Origin of the sequence: Rhizobium sp. L9, from assembly GCF_002531885.1 — a bacterium.
GTDB lineage: Bacteria > Pseudomonadota > Alphaproteobacteria > Rhizobiales > Rhizobiaceae > Rhizobium.
In genome coordinates this window covers 18874-36711 of record NZ_NWSZ01000044.1, presented here as the reverse complement: position 1 = coordinate 36711, position 17838 = coordinate 18874, and the positions used below count along the sequence as shown (strand labels likewise).

Annotated in this window: 13 protein-coding genes and 4 pseudogenes; 9 read left to right on the top strand and 8 right to left on the bottom strand. The window is 59.4% G+C overall.

The genetic code is table 11. The features are described 5' to 3' along the window. Positions 1–201 precede the first annotated feature (201 nt). The 3 genes and pseudogenes from CO660_RS30510 to CO660_RS33530 all read left to right on the top strand — a co-directional run bounded on the left by CO660_RS30510 (position 202) and on the right by CO660_RS33530 (position 2499). A complete protein-coding gene (locus tag CO660_RS30510) occupies positions 202–435 on the top strand; it encodes a hypothetical protein (RefSeq protein WP_016737406.1) in 234 nt (77 codons plus the stop codon). A gap of 67 nt (positions 436–502) precedes the next feature. Beyond that, positions 503–1070: pseudogene (locus CO660_RS30505) on the top strand (ATP-dependent DNA ligase); the annotation flags it as partial. A 1192-nt stretch (positions 1071–2262) separates the two neighbouring features. After that, positions 2263–2499 (top strand): hypothetical protein, encoded by a 237-nt coding sequence (locus CO660_RS33530; RefSeq protein WP_158464442.1) that lies wholly within the window; start codon positions 2263–2265, stop codon positions 2497–2499. Between the two features lie 77 nt (positions 2500–2576). Here the strand turns inward: CO660_RS33530 and CO660_RS30490 are convergent, their stop codons facing one another. Further along, positions 2577–3593 (bottom strand): HWE histidine kinase domain-containing protein, encoded by a 1017-nt coding sequence (locus CO660_RS30490; protein ID WP_029532363.1) that lies wholly within the window; start codon positions 3591–3593, stop codon positions 2577–2579. A 203-nt stretch (positions 3594–3796) separates the two neighbouring features. On the opposite strand from CO660_RS30490, the pseudogene CO660_RS30485 reads away from it, so the two are divergent. Next, positions 3797–4334, top strand: a pseudogene (locus CO660_RS30485) (PAS domain-containing protein); the annotation flags it as partial. On the opposite strand, the pseudogene CO660_RS30480 reads toward CO660_RS30485, so the two are convergent. From CO660_RS30480 to CO660_RS30445, 6 genes and pseudogenes are all read right to left on the bottom strand, one after another. Further along, a pseudogene (locus CO660_RS30480) lies at positions 4312–5272 on the bottom strand (ISNCY family transposase); the annotation flags it as partial. The pseudogenes CO660_RS30485 and CO660_RS30480 overlap by 23 nt on opposite strands. 240 nt (positions 5273–5512) lie before the next feature. Then, entirely contained in the window at positions 5513–6499 is a 987-nt protein-coding gene (locus tag CO660_RS30475) for a hypothetical protein (RefSeq protein WP_064820003.1), read from the bottom strand. A gap of 101 nt (positions 6500–6600) precedes the next feature. Continuing rightward, positions 6601–7260 (bottom strand): DUF1007 family protein, encoded by a 660-nt coding sequence (locus CO660_RS30470; protein ID WP_016737409.1) that lies wholly within the window; start codon positions 7258–7260, stop codon positions 6601–6603. 731 nt (positions 7261–7991) lie between these two features. Continuing rightward, positions 7992–9006 (bottom strand): annotated as a pseudogene (locus CO660_RS33525) (nucleotidyl transferase AbiEii/AbiGii toxin family protein). Next, complete coding sequence (locus CO660_RS30450; RefSeq protein WP_225884183.1) at positions 8999–9568, bottom strand: DUF6088 family protein; 570 nt, start codon at positions 9566–9568, stop codon at positions 8999–9001. The pseudogene CO660_RS33525 and the gene CO660_RS30450 overlap by 8 nt, the downstream one beginning before the upstream one ends. Positions 9569–9713: 145 nt before the next feature. Further along, complete coding sequence (locus tag CO660_RS30445; protein ID WP_064820004.1) at positions 9714–9923, bottom strand: hypothetical protein; 210 nt, start codon at positions 9921–9923, stop codon at positions 9714–9716. Between the two features lie 321 nt (positions 9924–10244). On the opposite strand from CO660_RS30445, the gene CO660_RS30440 reads away from it, so the two are divergent. Beyond that, a complete protein-coding gene (locus CO660_RS30440) occupies positions 10245–12854 on the top strand; it encodes a hypothetical protein (RefSeq protein ID WP_097601672.1) in 2610 nt (869 codons plus the stop codon). 208 nt (positions 12855–13062) lie between these two features. Here the strand turns inward: CO660_RS30440 and CO660_RS34170 are convergent, their stop codons facing one another. Next, entirely contained in the window at positions 13063–13353 is a 291-nt protein-coding gene (locus CO660_RS34170; RefSeq protein ID WP_004672580.1) for a hypothetical protein, read from the bottom strand. A 25-nt stretch (positions 13354–13378) separates the two neighbouring features. Between CO660_RS34170 and CO660_RS30435 the strand changes: the two genes are divergently transcribed. The 4 genes from CO660_RS30435 to sctJ all read left to right on the top strand — a co-directional run bounded on the left by CO660_RS30435 (position 13379) and on the right by sctJ (position 17836). Next, a complete protein-coding gene (locus tag CO660_RS30435) occupies positions 13379–15919 on the top strand; it encodes a hypothetical protein (protein ID WP_225884182.1) in 2541 nt (846 codons plus the stop codon). Between the two features lie 305 nt (positions 15920–16224). Beyond that, positions 16225–16482: a hypothetical protein gene (locus CO660_RS30430; RefSeq protein WP_008534237.1), complete on the top strand. Its 258-nt coding sequence runs from the start codon at positions 16225–16227 to the stop codon at positions 16480–16482. A gap of 50 nt (positions 16483–16532) precedes the next feature. Further along, on the top strand, positions 16533–17009 hold the full coding sequence (locus CO660_RS30425) for a hypothetical protein (protein WP_064820006.1): 477 nt from the start codon (positions 16533–16535) through the stop codon (positions 17007–17009). Beyond that, positions 17006–17836, top strand: coding sequence for a type III secretion inner membrane ring lipoprotein SctJ (gene sctJ, locus CO660_RS30420; RefSeq protein WP_046977177.1), 831 nt, complete (start codon positions 17006–17008; stop codon positions 17834–17836). The genes CO660_RS30425 and sctJ overlap by 4 nt, the downstream gene beginning before the upstream one ends. Positions 17837–17838: the final 2 nt, after the last annotated feature.

Sequence of the window (17838 nt, the reverse complement as noted above, 5' to 3'; positions counted from 1 at the left end):
CCAAGCGCTGATCTACAGCATATGGGGGGTCAAAATTGGACGCCGATAAGGGGTGAACTTTGGACGCCGATTGACAGTGACCGTTCTCGACTGTGGCGTCCTTTGAGTGGGGAACGACCGCCGTCAGGATCCCGAAGAGTTGGAGACTGAGGTCTTGTTGTAGATCGCTCCTCCGCTATGTCGATAGCTGGAGGATGTCACATGCCAACGCACGACAAACACTTCCGCATGCTTTCGGAAGCGGTACAGGCTTGGTACCGCTATTACGAGGTCGAACCCGACGACCAGGCGTCGCAAACCTTGTGCTCGGCCGCCATCGAGTTCTTCAACGAAGGCGCGAGATCGTTAGAGGATGTCACGACGCTGCTCATCGGCACCTATGTCGGCAGGTGGGCAACACGTGTAAACGCGCCGACGTCGGCTGCCGTTCACTGACCTGCCCGATTGACTGCATAACCAGGCTTCGCCCTGAGCATTCTTAATCGATCGACAGCTTCCAGCCGACGGCCACGACCTCACTGGAACCGAACTCGCCTCGCGACGCCATCTTCTGGAAGGGCTGGTGCCGGCAGGCGGCGAAGACGCCCTTCGACTGTCCGAGGAGATCGAGACGGACGGAGAGGTTCTCCTGCGCATCGCCTGCGACCACGGGCTTGAGGGGATCATCGCCAAGCGAAGGGACGCCACCTATCGACCCGGTCGGCTGGGTGAAGATCAAATGTGTCCAGAGCGATGGCTTTTTAATCATTGGGCATGAGAAGTCGACGGCGTCATTGCGGGCATTGGGCGGCTGCTGCTCGCCGCGCAGAGGAAAAGAGCTGGTATGTGGGGGGAGTGGGAACCGGCTTCAGCGAATATTCTGCGGGTGAGTTCCGGAAACAGATAGACAAACTGACCATCGGCAAGCCCCCTGTCGATACGGACGGAAGTGAAATGCGGTCTTCGTCGATCCGAAGCTTGTTGCCGAGATCAAATATCGAGCGTGGACGCACGACGGGAAGCTGCGGCACGCGTCATTTAAGGGGCTGCGCGACGCTGCTGATAACGCAGGCGTTTATGAGGTGCAATAATTCGCCGGCGCCGCTACGACCCGTAGCGGCCAATTCACGCCCGCGATGGGCTGAAATCCGTCCCTGGTCGCTGAATGAGGTTGCAGTTTACAATTTCTTCCGGTCCTCCTGCTTAGGTGTGATTATCCGCACGAAGCGATAGAGCCATGGAACCGGCTGGAAACCTGCGACACGACATCGAAGCGGCACTGCAACGTCAAAACTTGACGGGTTGGCAGCGAACGTTTCTTGCCGACATCCACGCTCGCCTTGAGCGTTCTGGCGGAAATGCTCGCCTCTCAACAGTGGCGAAAGACTTTCGAGATTCTAAGGCAGCGCGCTCGGCCCGCCCCATCGCAATCCGCGGTCGTTCCCTTTCCCCGATCTCGCCACCAGCCCAAGAAAATGTTCGTCCCCAGTTTTGGTAGAGCAGGCAGACGGCTGGCCATTGGGCTCCTGATCGTTGCTGCTGTGGCCGTCGCACAGCAGGTATCCGATTTGGGAGGGCAATTTCAGTCAACTCCGGCACAGCGAGGACATCTGTGGCCCAGGAATTCACGGTGACCGACGGAGACACCGTACACGTCGTTGGCGATGCCGCCGGAACACGTTTGGTGGGCTTCAACACGCCGGAGAAGTTCTCGCCCCAATGCTAATATGAGCGCCAACAGGGCGAGCGGGCGTTGGCGCGGCTTCGAGAGCTGGTTGCCGGCGGCAGCACCGAACTGAGAAAAGTCGCGTGCTTTTGTCCGCCGGACACCGAAGGTACGAAGAAATGCAACCATGGCGCCCTTTCGGGATGCTGTTGGTTGACGGGAAGGATGTCGGCAGCATTCTGATCAGCGAAGGCCTTGCAGTACCATTCGTCTGCGGCCGCAAGAGCTGTCCTCCGAGGCCGAGACCATGGTGCAAGGCATAGCCGACGAAATCCGGTGGACCCGTTGGATAGTGAGCGCCTTATGACGACCATCGAAAAAAGCGCGCCCCTGACTCCTTTTTTGAAAGGAACGAAATGGGAACATTCCTGAGGCGCTCTATTCCATCTCGAATACGGAGGATCCGGCATGCCTACGGTGTTGTTCAGACACGACCAAGACATCTCGCTTAATGATGTACTGAAGATTGCAGTAGAACGTTGCAGGCAGTGCTATGAAGTGTTCGCGGAAGATGGTTCGAGGTCTCGTCGGACGCTATGTCGCGGCGAGCGCGGGACGTGTCTGATGCCCTCGATTTCAGTGAAGAACCATATTTCTCGCCGGAGACGACGAGGAAGGTTCTTAAGCTTCGCAATGCGGTGTGGGGTATGTGCTTCGACTATCTCGGTGAATGCGGCCACCTGGGCAAATCAACCGACCTTCTCAGGATGGACCAGGACCTGGAATACGTCGTCGAAAAACTCGTCATCTACCACCTGTCTCCTCAGGAGATCGAAGAGGCTGAGGCCGAGTAGGCGCATGAAGGCCAGTTGTTTCGCTGATCTTGGCATCGGCGACGACACGGAGCCTCGGGGCAGCATTTGACATCTCTTCATACTTCAAGATCCGGACAATTTTGATATTGCAGTTTCTGAAGCGATGCCTCGAGGTCGAGCTTGAAGCCGGTTGCGGCGTAGTCAAACGAGACGTCTCCGAAAGCGGACAGGCTCGTATTGACCAAGCGGGAGCCGAAGCCCTTCTTCTTTGGGGCTTCCACGGCTGGGCCACCGCTCTCTTGCCAATGGAGATTGAAGCGATCGTCGCCGACATTTTTGCGCACGGACCACTCGATCTCGACAGTTCCTGTATCCCCTGATAGAGCCCCGTACTTTGTCGCATTGGTGACAAGCTCATGCAGCACGAGGGCGAAGCCAAGAGCCGCTTGCGGGTTCAGGCTGACTGCCGGACCGCTTGCTTTGATGCGGCTCGGTTCAACGCCGAGATTCACCGCGGTCGCTTCGATGATCGTATCGACGGCTGCGGATAACCAGTTCTTCTGCAGCAAAATATCGTGCGCGTTTGCATATGCCTTGATGCGCGACGAGATCGACTGCTCCGCGGCTTCGATGCTGGCGGCGTTCCGGAATGACTGGTTGGTGATCGCCTGAACGACTGCCAGCGTGTTCTTGATGCGGTGAGAAAGTTCGTGCATCAGGACGCGCTGTCGCTCCTCATTTTCCCGCTGCTCGGTTCGATCCCTGAGGATCTTCACGAAGCCTTCGAGTTCGCCATCATCCGATCTCAACGCCATCATCTGGCCCGACGCCCAGAATAACGAGCCGTCCTTTCGAAGGTGCCAGCGCTCATCATCTCCATGGCCCTGGGTCAGTGCGGCGGTCATTTCCCGTTGAGGAATGCCCGCCGCGCGGTCTTCCTCAGTGAAAATAACGGCCACGGGATGGCCGACGATTTCGGTCTCATCCCATCCGAGAATTCGGCGGGCACCCTCATTCCAGGTGATCACTCGGGAGTCGAGATCCAGGGCGATGATCGCATATTCGATGGCACTCTGAAGGATTGCTTCGAGAAAGCGCTCCCGAGCGCGACTGGAGGTGGAAATGGGGTTCATGATTTTATTCTGCGCCTGATCCTTCCGGTCGCGCAAGCGGAATTGCCTTACCTCATCCCATACAGGCGCAATGACAACGCCATCGAACCGTGACTCCCGGACGGGCTGGTCGGGAAGCCTGCCGCATAGGCCAAGTCGGTCGATCGTCTTTTAGGAAAAAGACGGCGTGCGACGTTATCGGACCTCTTATTGAGCGTGGAAGGATGACGACCCAATTTGACAAAGACTTACCTTCGGTATCGTCAGAAGCAGCCTTGGCCGACCGGAAAGAACTTGCGGCGGTCGCGTTCGAACGAATAGGATGCCGATGGTCGTCAATGACGCGCGCAAGCCGGATCTGCCGATCGGGCTGGCCTACAGATCATTCCTCGAGCTGACCGGTTGCGCCGCCGGAGAGGTGCTGGGCCGGAATTGTCGTTTCCTTTAGGGCCCGGCGACGTCTCCGATCGCCGTCGCCGAACTTCGCGCTGCATCGCCGACGAGCGGGAGGTGAGCGTCGAGATCTTGAATTATAAGAAGAACGGGGAGCAGTTCTGGAACCGCTTGCATTTAAGTCCCATCCATGGGGACGACGGAAGGATGCTTTATTTTTCGGATCGTAAATCGACATGACGGAGTACCGGCGGATAGAGGCGCTGGAAGCGTCCGAGCATCGGCTGCTGACGGATCGGCCACCGGTCGAAGAACGTCCTCGCCATCGCGGACAGCATTGTTCGCCTCACCAACGCCGACGATCCGGCCGGAGGCGGGCAAAGAGGGCGAGATTGTAAGCGACCACCGATGACCAGACATAAGCCTTGAAGTGGTCGAGCCCACGCCAGGTGCAGCGCCCCAAGCCACAAGCGCGTTTCAAACATGAGATGCCGGCCTCGATGCCGGCGCGGAAGTTTCTGAGCTTGCGATAGACCCCGGCTACCGACCATATCTTCGATCTTGAGGCCGCACTTCTTGTGGAAGGCCATGTCGCGGATGCCGCAGGCTTTGGCTCGGCTCAAATTATCGCGGCTGGCATAGCCGGCCCTGATGCGGCGCCTGGCCATAAAAGGCGATGTGGCGTTCCAGCATCGGCAGCAAACGCTTGCTGTCTGCCGGTTGCCGGTTTCGACGACGAGGTCGAGGACCAGTCCGCTTCTGCCGGTGGTCAGATTGAGTTTGTGGCCGTAGTCGACGTCGCGGCTGCCTTCGACGATGATGTCGGCATGCGGCTCGAAGAGGCTCACCAGCTTCTCGCCAGCCGGCACCGGCTCGCCGGCCAGGACCCGCCGTTCGGTCTGGCCGATGATCCGGTCGATCAGCAGCTTATAGTGGCGGGGCTGGGTCTGCCACAGTTCGCCGGCCGGGCCAGCCGTCAGGGGCAACTGTTCACTCGCCTGCTGCAGATAACTCAAGGTCGTGCGCGTGATCTTGAGCAGTTCGCGGTAGTGCTTGATCCGTTTGGGGCGGCCGCGGGTATTCGATCGCTCGAGCCCGCTTCTTTGCCGCGCGGCGGTGGTCGTGCCATGGGATGGCTCTACCCAGTGCCACGGCCTGCTGCAACAGCCGCACCGTCACCCGGACAGCGTCCCATAATAGGCTACGGTCGCTCGGCTCATGGATCAGTGCGGCGGTGACGTGCTGTCGACGCGCACGACCTTGCCACTTTCCAGCTTCTCCTGCCGGGCGCTCGCCAGCAGCACCCTGCCAGAATAATTTTGCCCTGCGAGGAAAAGCAAAATTCGTGCGTGTTTGTGCCTGTGGTTCCCGAGGTTGCGAGTGTCGCGGCATTCAGGATAGAACGAGCGAGTTCCATCTCAGTGTGCTCCAAGCATTGGCGGCGACGAGGAGGCTGCTGCAGCAATGTTATACGCAGAGGACTTTGGTCGTCAAAGCTAAAGGTGACATTCAAAACGACGATCGTTTTCTCAGATGCCACCCGCTTTTCAATTGGATGCTTGGCAGAGGGGAATTGGACGCGGCGGTGGTGCTGGATGATCCTGCTTATATCTTGCGATGATCGGCTCCAGCCGCTCTTTCGGCCAGAACTGCGGAGAGCCGATCTCGCCAAGGCAGGTAGCGTTCCAGTATGATCCAGCGCTTACTGGCGACTTGCCCGATGTCGTTGCCCGGCCGACCGCGGCGATGTCGCGCGCCTCCGGGTAGATATAGAGCGTCGTCGGATTATCCTTGACCATCGACAAGACTTCCGGGGTCTCTTCCGGCGACCAGCTGGTGCATCCGTCGCTTCGCCCGCCCGCATAGGTGACCAACTTCCCGACAGGGACATAGCCTTTCCGATCGGCATATGGGCTCTCCGGCTTTTTCTGCATGCAGATCCCAGAGACGAGCGCCGCAGCATGCCCGCCGATGGCGCGTTGTCTGGCGTTGGCGGTATCGCCGATCCCATCGAATTGAACAAACGAGCGGGTCAAAACCGCCTCTCTGTTAGAAGGCGCCAGATAATAGCCTTTGAACGAGGTCTTGATCTCGCTTGTCAGATACGCGCCGGCGGTCAAGTTTGAGTCCAGCGCGTTGCCAAAATTCTTAGCGCATTCCCGGCCGTTGGAGAAGTTGACCACGCCAGGGAGGTTGAGGCCGCCACCATGCCCTGCCGAGATCACCCGAAACGACTGCTTCGCCTCGCAGATCACGTAGAACCGGCCAACTGTCAGATCGTTGGGTCGTGTCGCATCCATTGCGAAGTAACAGGCGTTCTTGACCGTTCCCTCCGCGACCTTCTCCAGATATAACCTCCGCGCCCGCTCCAGAACCACGCGCGTGATCTGGCCTTTCCCGTCGCCGACGTAGTCTGCTATCCAAGCCGGGAAAGGCGAACTCTTGCCCGCGGCACGTGCGGGAGTTGATCCGGACAGCATTGGTGCCAGGATGACCAACCCCGTTGCTAGCAAAAGGTTGAGCCTGGAACGCATCTGGTGCTCTCCGTGATGTAAACAAAGACCTGAATGACATCGATCATCATGACAGAGGCGACAACGAGGTTCGATAGTTCGCAATTATGCCTCGACACTCCTTAACAGCGCACTTCCAATCGGGTCGCAACAATCTGCGAGTAGTCTGTGCCCACTGGATCGTTGAAGAACATCGTCGTCAGCATCGCCTGATTTTCGGAAAGGATTTCTTTCGAGCCAGGCCTGACGACTTTGTGAGTGCAACCGCTAAAGCCTTCGCCCGAGATTTTCAGATCGGCATCGCTGGCAAAATCGAGAGCAGTATAGAGTGTCGGATCATAAACGCCGAAAACAATCAATCCTTTGAGCGGCGTCTTGGCCATTGGCTTCTGTGCGAAAGACAGGGTGAGGGAGCCGTTCTCATAGGTCCCATGCAGGATGTCCGGCTTCGCAAGCGCGAGTGTTTTCCCATTGATCGTGATGTTCATATAATAGTTGTACTGCGCAAGCGACTCCCGGACTGTTTTGGCGACGGCAGCAACTTCCGCAGGGTCGAGGGCATTGTTGCGGTTCTTGTCGTAGTCGAGCAGCACTGACGACGAAAACACCTCATCGAACTGCCATGTGTCGCGCAGCTCCTGGAGGCTTCCATCGGGCGCCGCGACCGCCTCGAATTTCGCATCAACGAAGATATGGGGATGGGCGAACGTGTTAGTCGGCATCCCGAGGAGGAGAAGTGAAATTGCCATAGTGGCGTGGCGGCGTTTGTTCGCGAGGCTCATGCTACGTGAGTGTCGAGAAGATTGCGACGGATTTAAGTTTCGATCGCCGTGGTTTACCGGAATGCACCTTCCGCTATTTCGCCGCCGAGACGTTGGTCGAGTTCCTCGTGCTGGCCGTTGCGGCAACTTGGCGATTCACGCCGCCACCGCGCGCCTATCGCTGCGGCAGCACAGCCGGCTTCGACGCATCTTCATTCAGACAAGGCGATGGCAAAAATCATCGTCACGCCCGGGCGCGCTGGCCCTGTCGAGATTGCGGCCTTCCTGATGAAAGGCGACATCGATCCGCTGGACGCCAAGAAGTGACCGTCGTCTTGTCGACCCCCCCTGCGGGAATAGAGCCAATCAAGCGTGCGGCGCGCCAGTGGGAGGATGGCACTTGGCGCGAGAACGTGCCGTTGCGGCAAGTGGAACATCCGTGTCGATTCTCGCGTCAGCGATTTTGAGCTTGCTCGGGCTTCCGGCGAGATTGAAATTGGGAATTGGAATGCCTTCACTGCAAACACACCGGATCTTCGTTTTACGTGGCGCAACTTTCCTCAAACGAACCCGCGCCCGTGCGGTATTTGGCCACATCCTCGCCGAGGCCGGAGCCGGAATAACCGGGTCACTCTCATCACATCAAGGGTGCCTGCCACGAGCAAACGCCTAATAATTGGCGCGAAGCCAAACCGCGTCGGTGACAGGGCACTCACAGTAATGGGCAGGTGCGGCTGTGGGCCGGCAATTGCTTATTTTGACGCGTCGCTTTTGTTGGCATGCGCCTGAATTTGCGTGCATCGCTCGATCAGGTGCTCGAACGGCTCGGAATCGCCGAGCAGCAGGCCGTCGTCGACCATGCGCACGTAATCCTCGCCGAGCGCACGCAGACCTTCTCCGGATGGCGTCAGAACCAGATTGCCGTTGACGGCTGCGGCGTAGTCGATGGGCGAGCGGTCGGCCGCCTTTTCCGCAAAAAACATGGATTTGTGTTTCGCCACGGCATTGGCGAGTTGCCGATCCGCGGATGCTTTGTCGGCGAAACCAGCATCGTCCAGCCGGACGACATCATGCCAGTGGCGGGCAAAACGATCGCCGCGAAGGCGCTCCTGCAGGCAGAAGACATGGATGGCGGTCGCTTTCTCCCAGAACGTCCGCTCCGCGTGCATGACGCGGGGACTCGCTTTCGGAAATTCGACACCATCAACCTGGCCCGACGCGTCACAGTCGATATCGCGGATACTGGCCGGCTCGCCGGTCGACGCGCTCCGAATTCGAGCATGACGCTCGGGGCGACATAGCCGGATCCGCTGCTCACCGCTTCATAGTCGAGGTAGAGCGTATCGTCCTCGAGGCGGATTGCCGCCGGAAGAGATTGAACGCGCAACGCGCCATAACCGGCTCCACCGAGCCCGCCACCCAGACCGGAAGCCGCTTTCGCACCTCGCTGGTCCAGTGTTTCTCCTCGCTGCGGGTTTTCGGCAGTGCTTCGTCATTGTCGCCAACAGTCCGGCGCCAGGGCGCGGATATCGTAGGTCAGGTCGACATCCTCGGAGAACCTTTTGATGACACCGTAGGCTTTCGAAAGCGAGGTGCCGCCCTTGAAGACGAGATGCTCACCGAGCTTGGACGAAAAGAGCGTCTGCAGCGTCCAGACGACCCAGACATCCTTTTCGAGGAGATGAATGGGCCGTCCGCTGTGGTCGGCTGCCACAGCCAAGGCTTCGCGCCGGTCATCTTTGACAAGCTCAGGAATAGATCAGCGATGCGCAGCCCTTCCTACGCTTCTTGCAAGCCAGGTCGGAAACTGCGGAGCCGCCGCCACCAGCTCGCCGAACGCCTCCGGCGGCAGCTTTCGCTTGATCCGCGACAGTGCTTCATCGGCCCTCTCCGGCCCAAGCCATGCAAGTGCGCGGACCGCCACGCCAGCAGGTCGATCGGCCAAGGCCAATTGCCAGCGCGGCACGTGCTTGAGCTCGACCGTCTGCTGTCCAAGGGTCATCGTCCGGCTACGGCCGGATGTCAGGTAGACGGAGCGGACCGGGACCTGGGAGGTCAGGCCCAGGGCATTTGCCGCGGCGGCGCCATTCGAGACGATGACCTCACCGCGCTGCTGCGCCACCGCCTCTACGGCCTGTTCGACCGTCGGCGGCCGACTGCCAAAGCGACTTTTGACGGGCCGCATATAGATACCACGGCCCGCCCGGACGAGCTCGCCACGCTCGGCCAGGCGCGACAGAGCCTGATCCAGGGCGGCTCGATTTCCGAGATGCAAAAAACTCTTTGCCGAAAGCGCGGATCCTTCCGGCAGTCGTTCAGCATGTCCCATGATTTGCTATGTCAGCTTTTGCATGGCATTTCTCTTGTCAGAAATATATGCAAGTTTCTGACAGTTTGCAATGAGAGGGGAAGACGGCGAGCCCGGACGGTGCTGACCAATTTTTATCGGTCAGTGACCCGCTGTCTCTTCACAATCACGATTCATCTATCAGGCCGTCAAACACTTCCACCATCGCATCGCTGATGGCCTTGCCTAGCGCGGCTGCAGCGTTTGCAAGCGCCTCGTCGTCCATATCGCGAGCGGCCATCGCAAAAGCAGTTCCCTCGGACGTTATGATTTCCCGCGCCCGCTCAATTGCCCAAAGGCCGAAGTCGCTGCGGCTGCTGATTTCCACGGTTTCCATGTTGTCCCCTGATTTGTTCGAGAGGACGGCTTATACCGATTTGCCGGACAATGCAGTCTGAAAACCGAGCCCGAGGACCGACTTCGATCTGTCTCGTGAGCGCATTCCCTACGGGAGCGTGCTCTATTGCGCCGCACCTTGGCGACTGCGGTGTCACCAGCATTTGTACTGCGGTATAATTTGGAAGCTATGTGGGGGTCAATGGTTCAATTTTGCCGCTCCGATAGCACCCATTTGTCATATCACTGAAAAACTTCTGACCTAACGAGGCTTTCCGGGCCTCCGTTCAGGGTGCGGCCGTCGATCAGGAGTGACGAAATCATGTTGGAACGTGTTGGCAGCGGATCGAAAGAGGTCGAAACCCTGGTCGTGGACCTCGGCCAGAAAGACGTGACTGGCCGTTCTGCATCGACAAAAACCATCGACGCCGGCGAAATACGCAAGATCGCGCCGAGCGGCAACGGGCAGGCACTCGACATCTCCGCTGCGCGGGGCTTCGTCGGATTTACCCAGAGCAAAAGCGGCGCCACCGCGATCCTGGTCGATGCAAAGGTGAGCACGCCCGAAACCGACCCGGGCAACGATCTCAAGATCGACCTGGACGGCTTGAAAAAGGTTGCCGCTTCCGAATTCGGCAGCACCGTGCCCAATAATATCACTCACCTGTTCAACCCGACCATCGAGGCGATGGCCAACCAGTTTTACGGGGGAGACAGCGTCGAGGTCCGCGACAGGTTCAAGGCCGACGTCAAGGCGCTTCTCGGTCCGCTGCTCGACAAGGTTGGCGCGGGAGAAATCGGCATTGGCGATCTCGCCGGCAACCTGGAGCGCCTGACCTCGCGTCTGATCGCTCCCGGCGGCAAGGAAGTCTGGGGTTACCGTCACGCGGTGCAGACCGCGCTGGAAGGGCTCGTCATGAGCGCCAGCCTCGTCTCGAAGATGCCGGCCAATCCGGACTGGGACAAGAATTTCTCGCCGCTGCCTTCCAGCAATCTCGCCAGCTATTCCTTCAACGACGTCATGGCTATGATCATGGTCGGCACTGGGCTGGCCGGCAAGGAGATCGCCGCCAACGGCTCAGGTGACGGACGCTTCTTCGCCGGCAGCGGCGGCGACGCCTGGATCGCCGAGCGTATGTTCGGCACCAAGGACAATGGCTGGAGCAAGACCATCCAAAATCTCGATCTGCCCTATATCGACAGCGACTATCTGACATCGAGCCTCAAGAAGATGGACCTTGTCATGTCGGGCTCGGATGCCATCGAGCCGGTCGTGGAGCGCCCGATCGACGAGAACGACATCCTGGAAAGCAAGCTGCTGCGCGGCTACGCTCCGTCGACCGCCTATGAGCCGACGCTGAAGAAGCTCGACGAACTCAAATACGGCATTCTCGGCGACGCCGTGAAGGACGTGAGCCGGGATTTCGTCGCGCCCGACAACATGGACCACCTCGACCAGCTGACGCCGGAACAGAAGGCGACGCTGCTCTACGATCTCATCGAGATCAAACAGCAGTTCAATGGCTATATGAACCGGTATGGCGACAGCGTGCCCGATGGCGAGCGCGTCGGCAAGGACCTCGATGCGCGGATCGAAAAGCTGACGGCCGATCCGGCGACGCAGCAGCATCTCTCGGATATCTTCGCGAGCGGCATGAAGGAATATCTGCAACGCCCGGCGAATTCCGATCTGCTCACCAACATCGAAGACGCCTATCTGATCGATATCGGCGGCGGCAAGGCGATCGACCGGGCGCTGAGCGCCGGCAAGAGCTTCGAAGATGCCCTGAAGGATTATTATTCCGAACTCAACACGCTCGTCGATCTCCTGCCCCAGGATTATATCGACGCGCATCTCGACGCCGCGAACGTCACCTTCTCGAACGTCATCAAGGAACATTATATCGGCGACGGCCAGGGTGTCGATCTCGAGCCGCTGCTGTCGGGTCCGGATGACACCTTCGTGCCCGGCGCAACGAATGACGCCATCAGCCAGTTGGCAAACACCTTCGCCGAGGATTTCATCAGCAAAAACGGCCCGGCCGATGGCGGCGAGACGCTGAAACAGAACCTGGCACAGGACATAGCACGCGACGTCGACGGCGTTCTGCGGATGATGCGCGGCGGTATGAAGCTCGACGATGCGCTTGCCTCCTTCAAGGATTCGCTCGATCTGCCGCGCCAGACCCGGACACCTGCCGGCATCGATGCCGAAGTGTACAAGGCCGGTCTGATGCACGCCGTGCAGATGCTGACGATGTCGAGCGTGCTGGTGGCGCGCGGCCTCGGTGTCGGCGGCAAGTGGACGCCGGCCGATATCGCCGCTGCGGTCGGCTCGGCGACACAGATCGTCGGCATGACGATGGAAGGTCTCGGCAAGAACCTCGACGTTGCCGGCAAACCGTTCAGCGCCTTCGGCAATCAGCCTGGCAGCTGGGGCAAGGGGATCTCGATGAACTTCTCGCCGAAGACGATGGAAGCGGCAGGCAAGATCCTCGGCGCGGCCGGCGGCCTCGCCATGGCCGGCCTCGGCTTCTATTCGGCGTCGCGGTCGATGAAGGCCGGCGACCGCGCCAAGGGCGCGCTCGAAATAATCGGCGGCATTGCCGGTACCGGCAACGCGCTCATCGGTTTCTCCGAGGCGATGCTTTATCTGACCAATGCCATGTCCCGTGCCTTTTCCGGACTCGGAACGGTGGCGCCGGAAGTCGTGACCATCTTCAGCAGCGCCGCCAAAACCGGCCTTGCCGCGGCCGGACTGGTCACCGGCCTCGTTGCCTCGGCCGTCGGGCTAGCGCTTGGCCTGTGGGATATGGCCAATGGCGTGAAGAAGCTCGACAAAATGGAAAAGCAGCTGAACGAGAAGCTTGAACGCTACACCGGCGAGTCCGTGCATCTCGAATTTGGGCCAGACCCGTCATTCATCTGGTAGAGGCAGAGGGGCGGCAACGATGACCGCCACAGCCTGGGAAATACCCTGCGACCCCTCGGTAAAAATGTGATTTTTGATCTCCAGGCGCGAGGCCGCTGCATTTTATGCAACCGCGATGTCGCGATCGGGCTTGAATTATCACGCAAAGGTCGATCTTATGCCTAACGTAAGGTAAACGACGTCATCCGCGAAAAGCGGAAAAAGAAAATCAAAGGGAACGCATGTCATCGATCGCACCAGCATCTTCGGATATCGATACGGTTTCATTTCTCCGGCTAAACGCCAATTCCGATCCAAAGTCCGAAAATTCCACGAGCCAGGGCAAAACCACGAGCACCACGGTCAAGAAGGCATCGCCTTTTGCCTCTGACGGGACCACGACGGCAGCCCTGACGATTTTCTCCTCTATATCGGCGCAGACGAGCAGTCCGAAGTTCGTTTCGCTGGCCGCCACGTCGAATGGCACGTCCCGCCCTACCGCGCCGATCCAGCCGGTCATCGATCTCCTGTTCAATTCCGATTTCATGAGCGAGATCAATCAGGGCTTCATGGAAGGGCTGAAGGACAAGGACAAATCCTTCGAGAGCATCGACGTCGTCAAAAACCCTCACAATTACACTGCCGAGCAGAAACTGATCATGTATCTCGATCTGCTTCAGACCAAGGCGACCTTCGGCCAATACAAGGACAGCCTCGGCGACAACCAGCGCGGCATCTACAACGACCAGGAGATCCTGAAGGATCTCGACAAGTCGATCGCCATCCTGGGCTCGGACCCCGACGTCAACTCGCTGATGACGGAGAAGGCGCTGAAGGCCTTCAAGCTGATCTTCTCCGGTTATCGCGTGGCGCCGCCCGATACGAACAAGGACGCTTCCGAGATCATCAACGACACGATAACGCGTGACGAGAAGATGAAGGACCTGCGTACGAAGGTCGAGGATGCCTTTGAGCGCGACATCGTCAATGGCGGCCTGCTGAATGACGGTCTCAAATCCGGCAAGGACGTCACCACCATTCTCAAGGAATATAATGCCGCCCTCGGCTTCTATTCCATGGTGCTTCCCGACGATTTCGTAAAGCAGCGCTCGGCGATTGCCGACAAGACCTATGCCGAATTCTTCGACAAGAACGTGCTGCCGACGATCTCCGATCCGACGACGGCGCTCGATGGCCTGATCCGCATGGGACTGGCCGGCAACAAGACCGAGCGGGAACTGAAGGGGCTCGGCTCCATCCTGCCGGTTATGGATTTCGACCAGTCGCTCGGGCTCGGCGGCAGCCTGTTCCCCGATCTCAAGATCGACCTCGACGGTTTGAAAAAGGTTGCCGCTTCCGAATTCGGCAGCACCGTGCCCAACAATATCACCCACCTGTTCAACCCGACCATCCAGGCGATGGCCAACCAGTTTTACGGGTCAGACAGCCCCGAGGTGCGCGATCAGTTCAAGGCCGACGTCAAGGCGCTTCTCGGTCCGCTGCTCGACAAGGTAGGCGCCGGAGAAATCGGCATCGGCGATCTCGCCGGCAATCTGGAGCGCCTGACGTCGCGCCTGAGCGCACCCGGCGGCAAGGAGGTCTTGGGCTACCGCCATGCGGTGCAGACCGCGCTGGAAGGGCTCGTCATGGGCGCCAGCCTGGTCTCGAAGTTGCCGGCCAATGCCGAGTGGGACAAGAGCGTCTCGCCGCTGCCCTCCAGCAATCTCGCCAGCTATTCGTTCAACGACGTCATGGCGGCGATCATGATCGGCACCGGGCTGGCCGGCAAGGGCATTGCCGCCAACGGCTCAGACGGCGGGCGCTTCTTCGCCGGCAGCGGGGGCGACGCCTGGATCGCCGAGCGCATGTTCGCCACCAAGGACAATGGCTGGAGCAAGACCATCCAAAGTCTCGATCTGCCCTATATCGACAGCGAATATCTGACATCGAGCCTCAAGGACATGGGACTTTCCATGTCAGGCCTGATGAAGACGCTGATGCCCGGCACGGATGTGATCGATCCAATCATCGTCGACGGCAAGACCGCCGAAGAGGCGATCAAGAAGATCATCGCCCCGAGCCTCGACGCGCTGGCGGAAACCCTGTTCAAGGGCAATGCCGATGCCATGGCGCAATACAAGACCAATTTCACGACGATCTTCACCGCGCTTTGGGCGACGATGCGACCGGGCGGCAGCGTCGAAACGATCAAGGCCGACCTTGCCAAGCTGATCGACAAGACCGCGACGGCGGCGCCGGCAGGGGTCGATCCTGTCAAATACAAGGCGGCGCTCTCTTCCGGCGTGATGTCGGTGCTCACCGCATCCCGCTCCATCTATGCCGGCCTCAACATGACCAGCCCGACCTGGGACAGCATCGGCATCGTGGTTCTGCACGCCCTTGGCGCTCTCGCGCACATGGGCAGTGCGCTCGGCTCGGCGATCAAAGCCTCGAATTTTTCGCTGCTGGATGGGATCAGTTCACTCGTCGGCGTTTCCGACGAGCTGGCGCGGGCGCAGCGCAGCGTGCTCTCCGCCTTTTTCAAGAATACCGGGACGACGGTTGGCGCCGTTGCCGGCGTCGCTTGGCTGCCGGTGGAATATTACCAGTTCCTGCAGGGGCTCACCAGTGGCAAGGGCGATCCGGTCGATCTCATCTTCATGGGTATCGGAACCGCGGCGGACACGGTCGGCGCGATCGAGGGCATCGCAGGCGTTGCCAATATGCTGGTGAATTCCACCTTCCTCGGGCGCACGGGCGCAACGGTAGCGCTCGTCTCCGGCGGCTTCTCGCTCGCCTTCGCAGTCGCCTGCGCGGTGTCCTGGGCGGCCTGGGCGGGCTTTGCCATCTACCAGAGCATCAAGCAGGAAAAAGCCTTCCACAAGCAGACCGACATGATGAACGACATGCTTAAGCGCACTGTCAACGACACGGTCGGCATCTACGCCAAGACCGGCCCGATCGTCGGCGCCAAGGGCGGCGTCGCCCCCGCGCCCCGCGACCCGGAACAGCGCGAGCTGACCCCTGAGAACTGGGACGCGATCATCGCCGATATCGAGAAGCGCCGCGGTACGGCGGTGGGCTGATCCGGGACGCTTTCGCAACACCAAATATCTGGGTACTCACAGGCCCGGTTGGCGTAGAGGCAGTCTGGCCTGTGAACATTTGATAGCAATAAATTTAAGTATGAATTTCATGCGCAATCTGGATATCTGCTGCGCTTTACGGATAAAAAACGTTCAATTTTAATATAAAGGTCGATAAAGTTGTCAATGCCGATTGCAAGTTCCGAAAATTAACCATCGGTTAAGTTTAAACAATTGACCGGCCGTTTTTTTATCCATATCAAATCATGCATTCATTTTGATAACTCCTTGATGGAAGTGCTCATATGGCCGTAGATTCAGTGAACTCCGACCTCAACCTGGCGCTCGCAAACCCTGTCTCGGTGGAGCTGACGACCGATAAGACGGGTTCCAAGGACACCACCGGCAGCACGACGAAAAAGGTCGATCCGAACAGCGAGAGCGAGATACTCTCCGCTGCCGTGGACGCGTTTCTGCCAGGCATGATTTCCAACACCCTGATGCTGAACAATTCGCTTTTCAATTTCGCCAAGGAGGCGATCGACGAAGGCAGCGACGAGTAGCGTTCCCGTTCATCGTTTGCAGTTGACGTGTACCGAGTTGAGGAATTGCAATGAGTGGAGAAGAACTTTCCGGCCGCGCCTTCACGCCGCCCGTCGACGGCGTATCGACAGGCAATGTGCTGAAGACCTCGGAGATCGTGGCGGAGCGGATCGGACTGCAACCGGCGGATTTCGCCGGCCTTCGGCCAACCGAACTCACCTCTATTCCCAACACCCAGGGCCGCAAGATCGCGCCTGAGTCCGACGCCGTCCCGCCCTCCTATTCACCGGAAGGCAATACCAGGCCCTCCAGCATTCTCGAACGGCTGTCGGCATTCTTCATGCCCGTGGCCGGGAGCGGCCAGCCGGAGACGCCGCTGGTGCGATTTGCCGCGGACAAGGATCACAGCGGCCCGAAGATCGAAGACATCACGACATCGATCGACCGGCTGGAGAAATCACAGCAATTCGCAACCGGCACGACGCTGCTGTCGTCACTCACCCAGTCGGTGATGTCGTCGTCCAAACGGCTGACGCAGGGCCAGTGAATATCATGATCTCATCGGCCCTTGCGAGATCATCGATCTCTTCGCCCGCGCGCAAAGTCCTTCCGAAGGCCGCCATGCTCGCCCTCTGCCTGTTCCTCGCCGCCTGCAGCCAGGACGTGCTGACGGGACTCGATCAGCGCGATGCGCTGGATGCTCAGGTCCTGCTGGAACGCGCCGGCATCTCCGTCACCATGAAGAGCGAAAAGGGCGGGACCTATGCGATCATCGCTGAATCAGCCGATCATGCCCGGGCGATCGAGTTGCTGGCGGGCGCCGGTCTGCCGCGTCAGTCGTTCGGAAATGTCGCCGAACTCTTTCCCGGCAACGGCTTCCTTGTGACGCCTTACGAACAGAAAGCCCGGATGAGCTACGCCATCGAGCAGCAGCTTGCCGAAACGCTTTCCGGGCTTGACGGCGTGGCGACGGCGCGCGTCCATGTGGTGCTGCCGGAGGAGAACGGCCGCGGGCTCATCAAGGAGAAGGCGAGGGCGGCGGCCGTGCTGCAATATCGCCCCGGCGCCAATCTCAACGAGATCGACATGAAAAGCCGATCCGTTCTGGTCAACAGCATCCGTGATCTCTCTTACGAAGATGTCTCGGTGGTGGTCAGCCCCTGGTCGGAGGTCGGCGCGCCGGCGGCTCCTGCCACAGCCGCAGCGCCCGCCCCAGCAGCACCAGTGACGCCGGCACCCGCTGCGGCGCCATTCTCGATGGTGCAAAGCGCTCTCTCGGCTTTCAAAGGCCCCAATCTGGCCGTGATCGGCGCCATCATCCTCGCCATCGGGGCATGCCTGCTGCTGCTGTTGCCGCAGCGGAAGGAGCGCTGAGC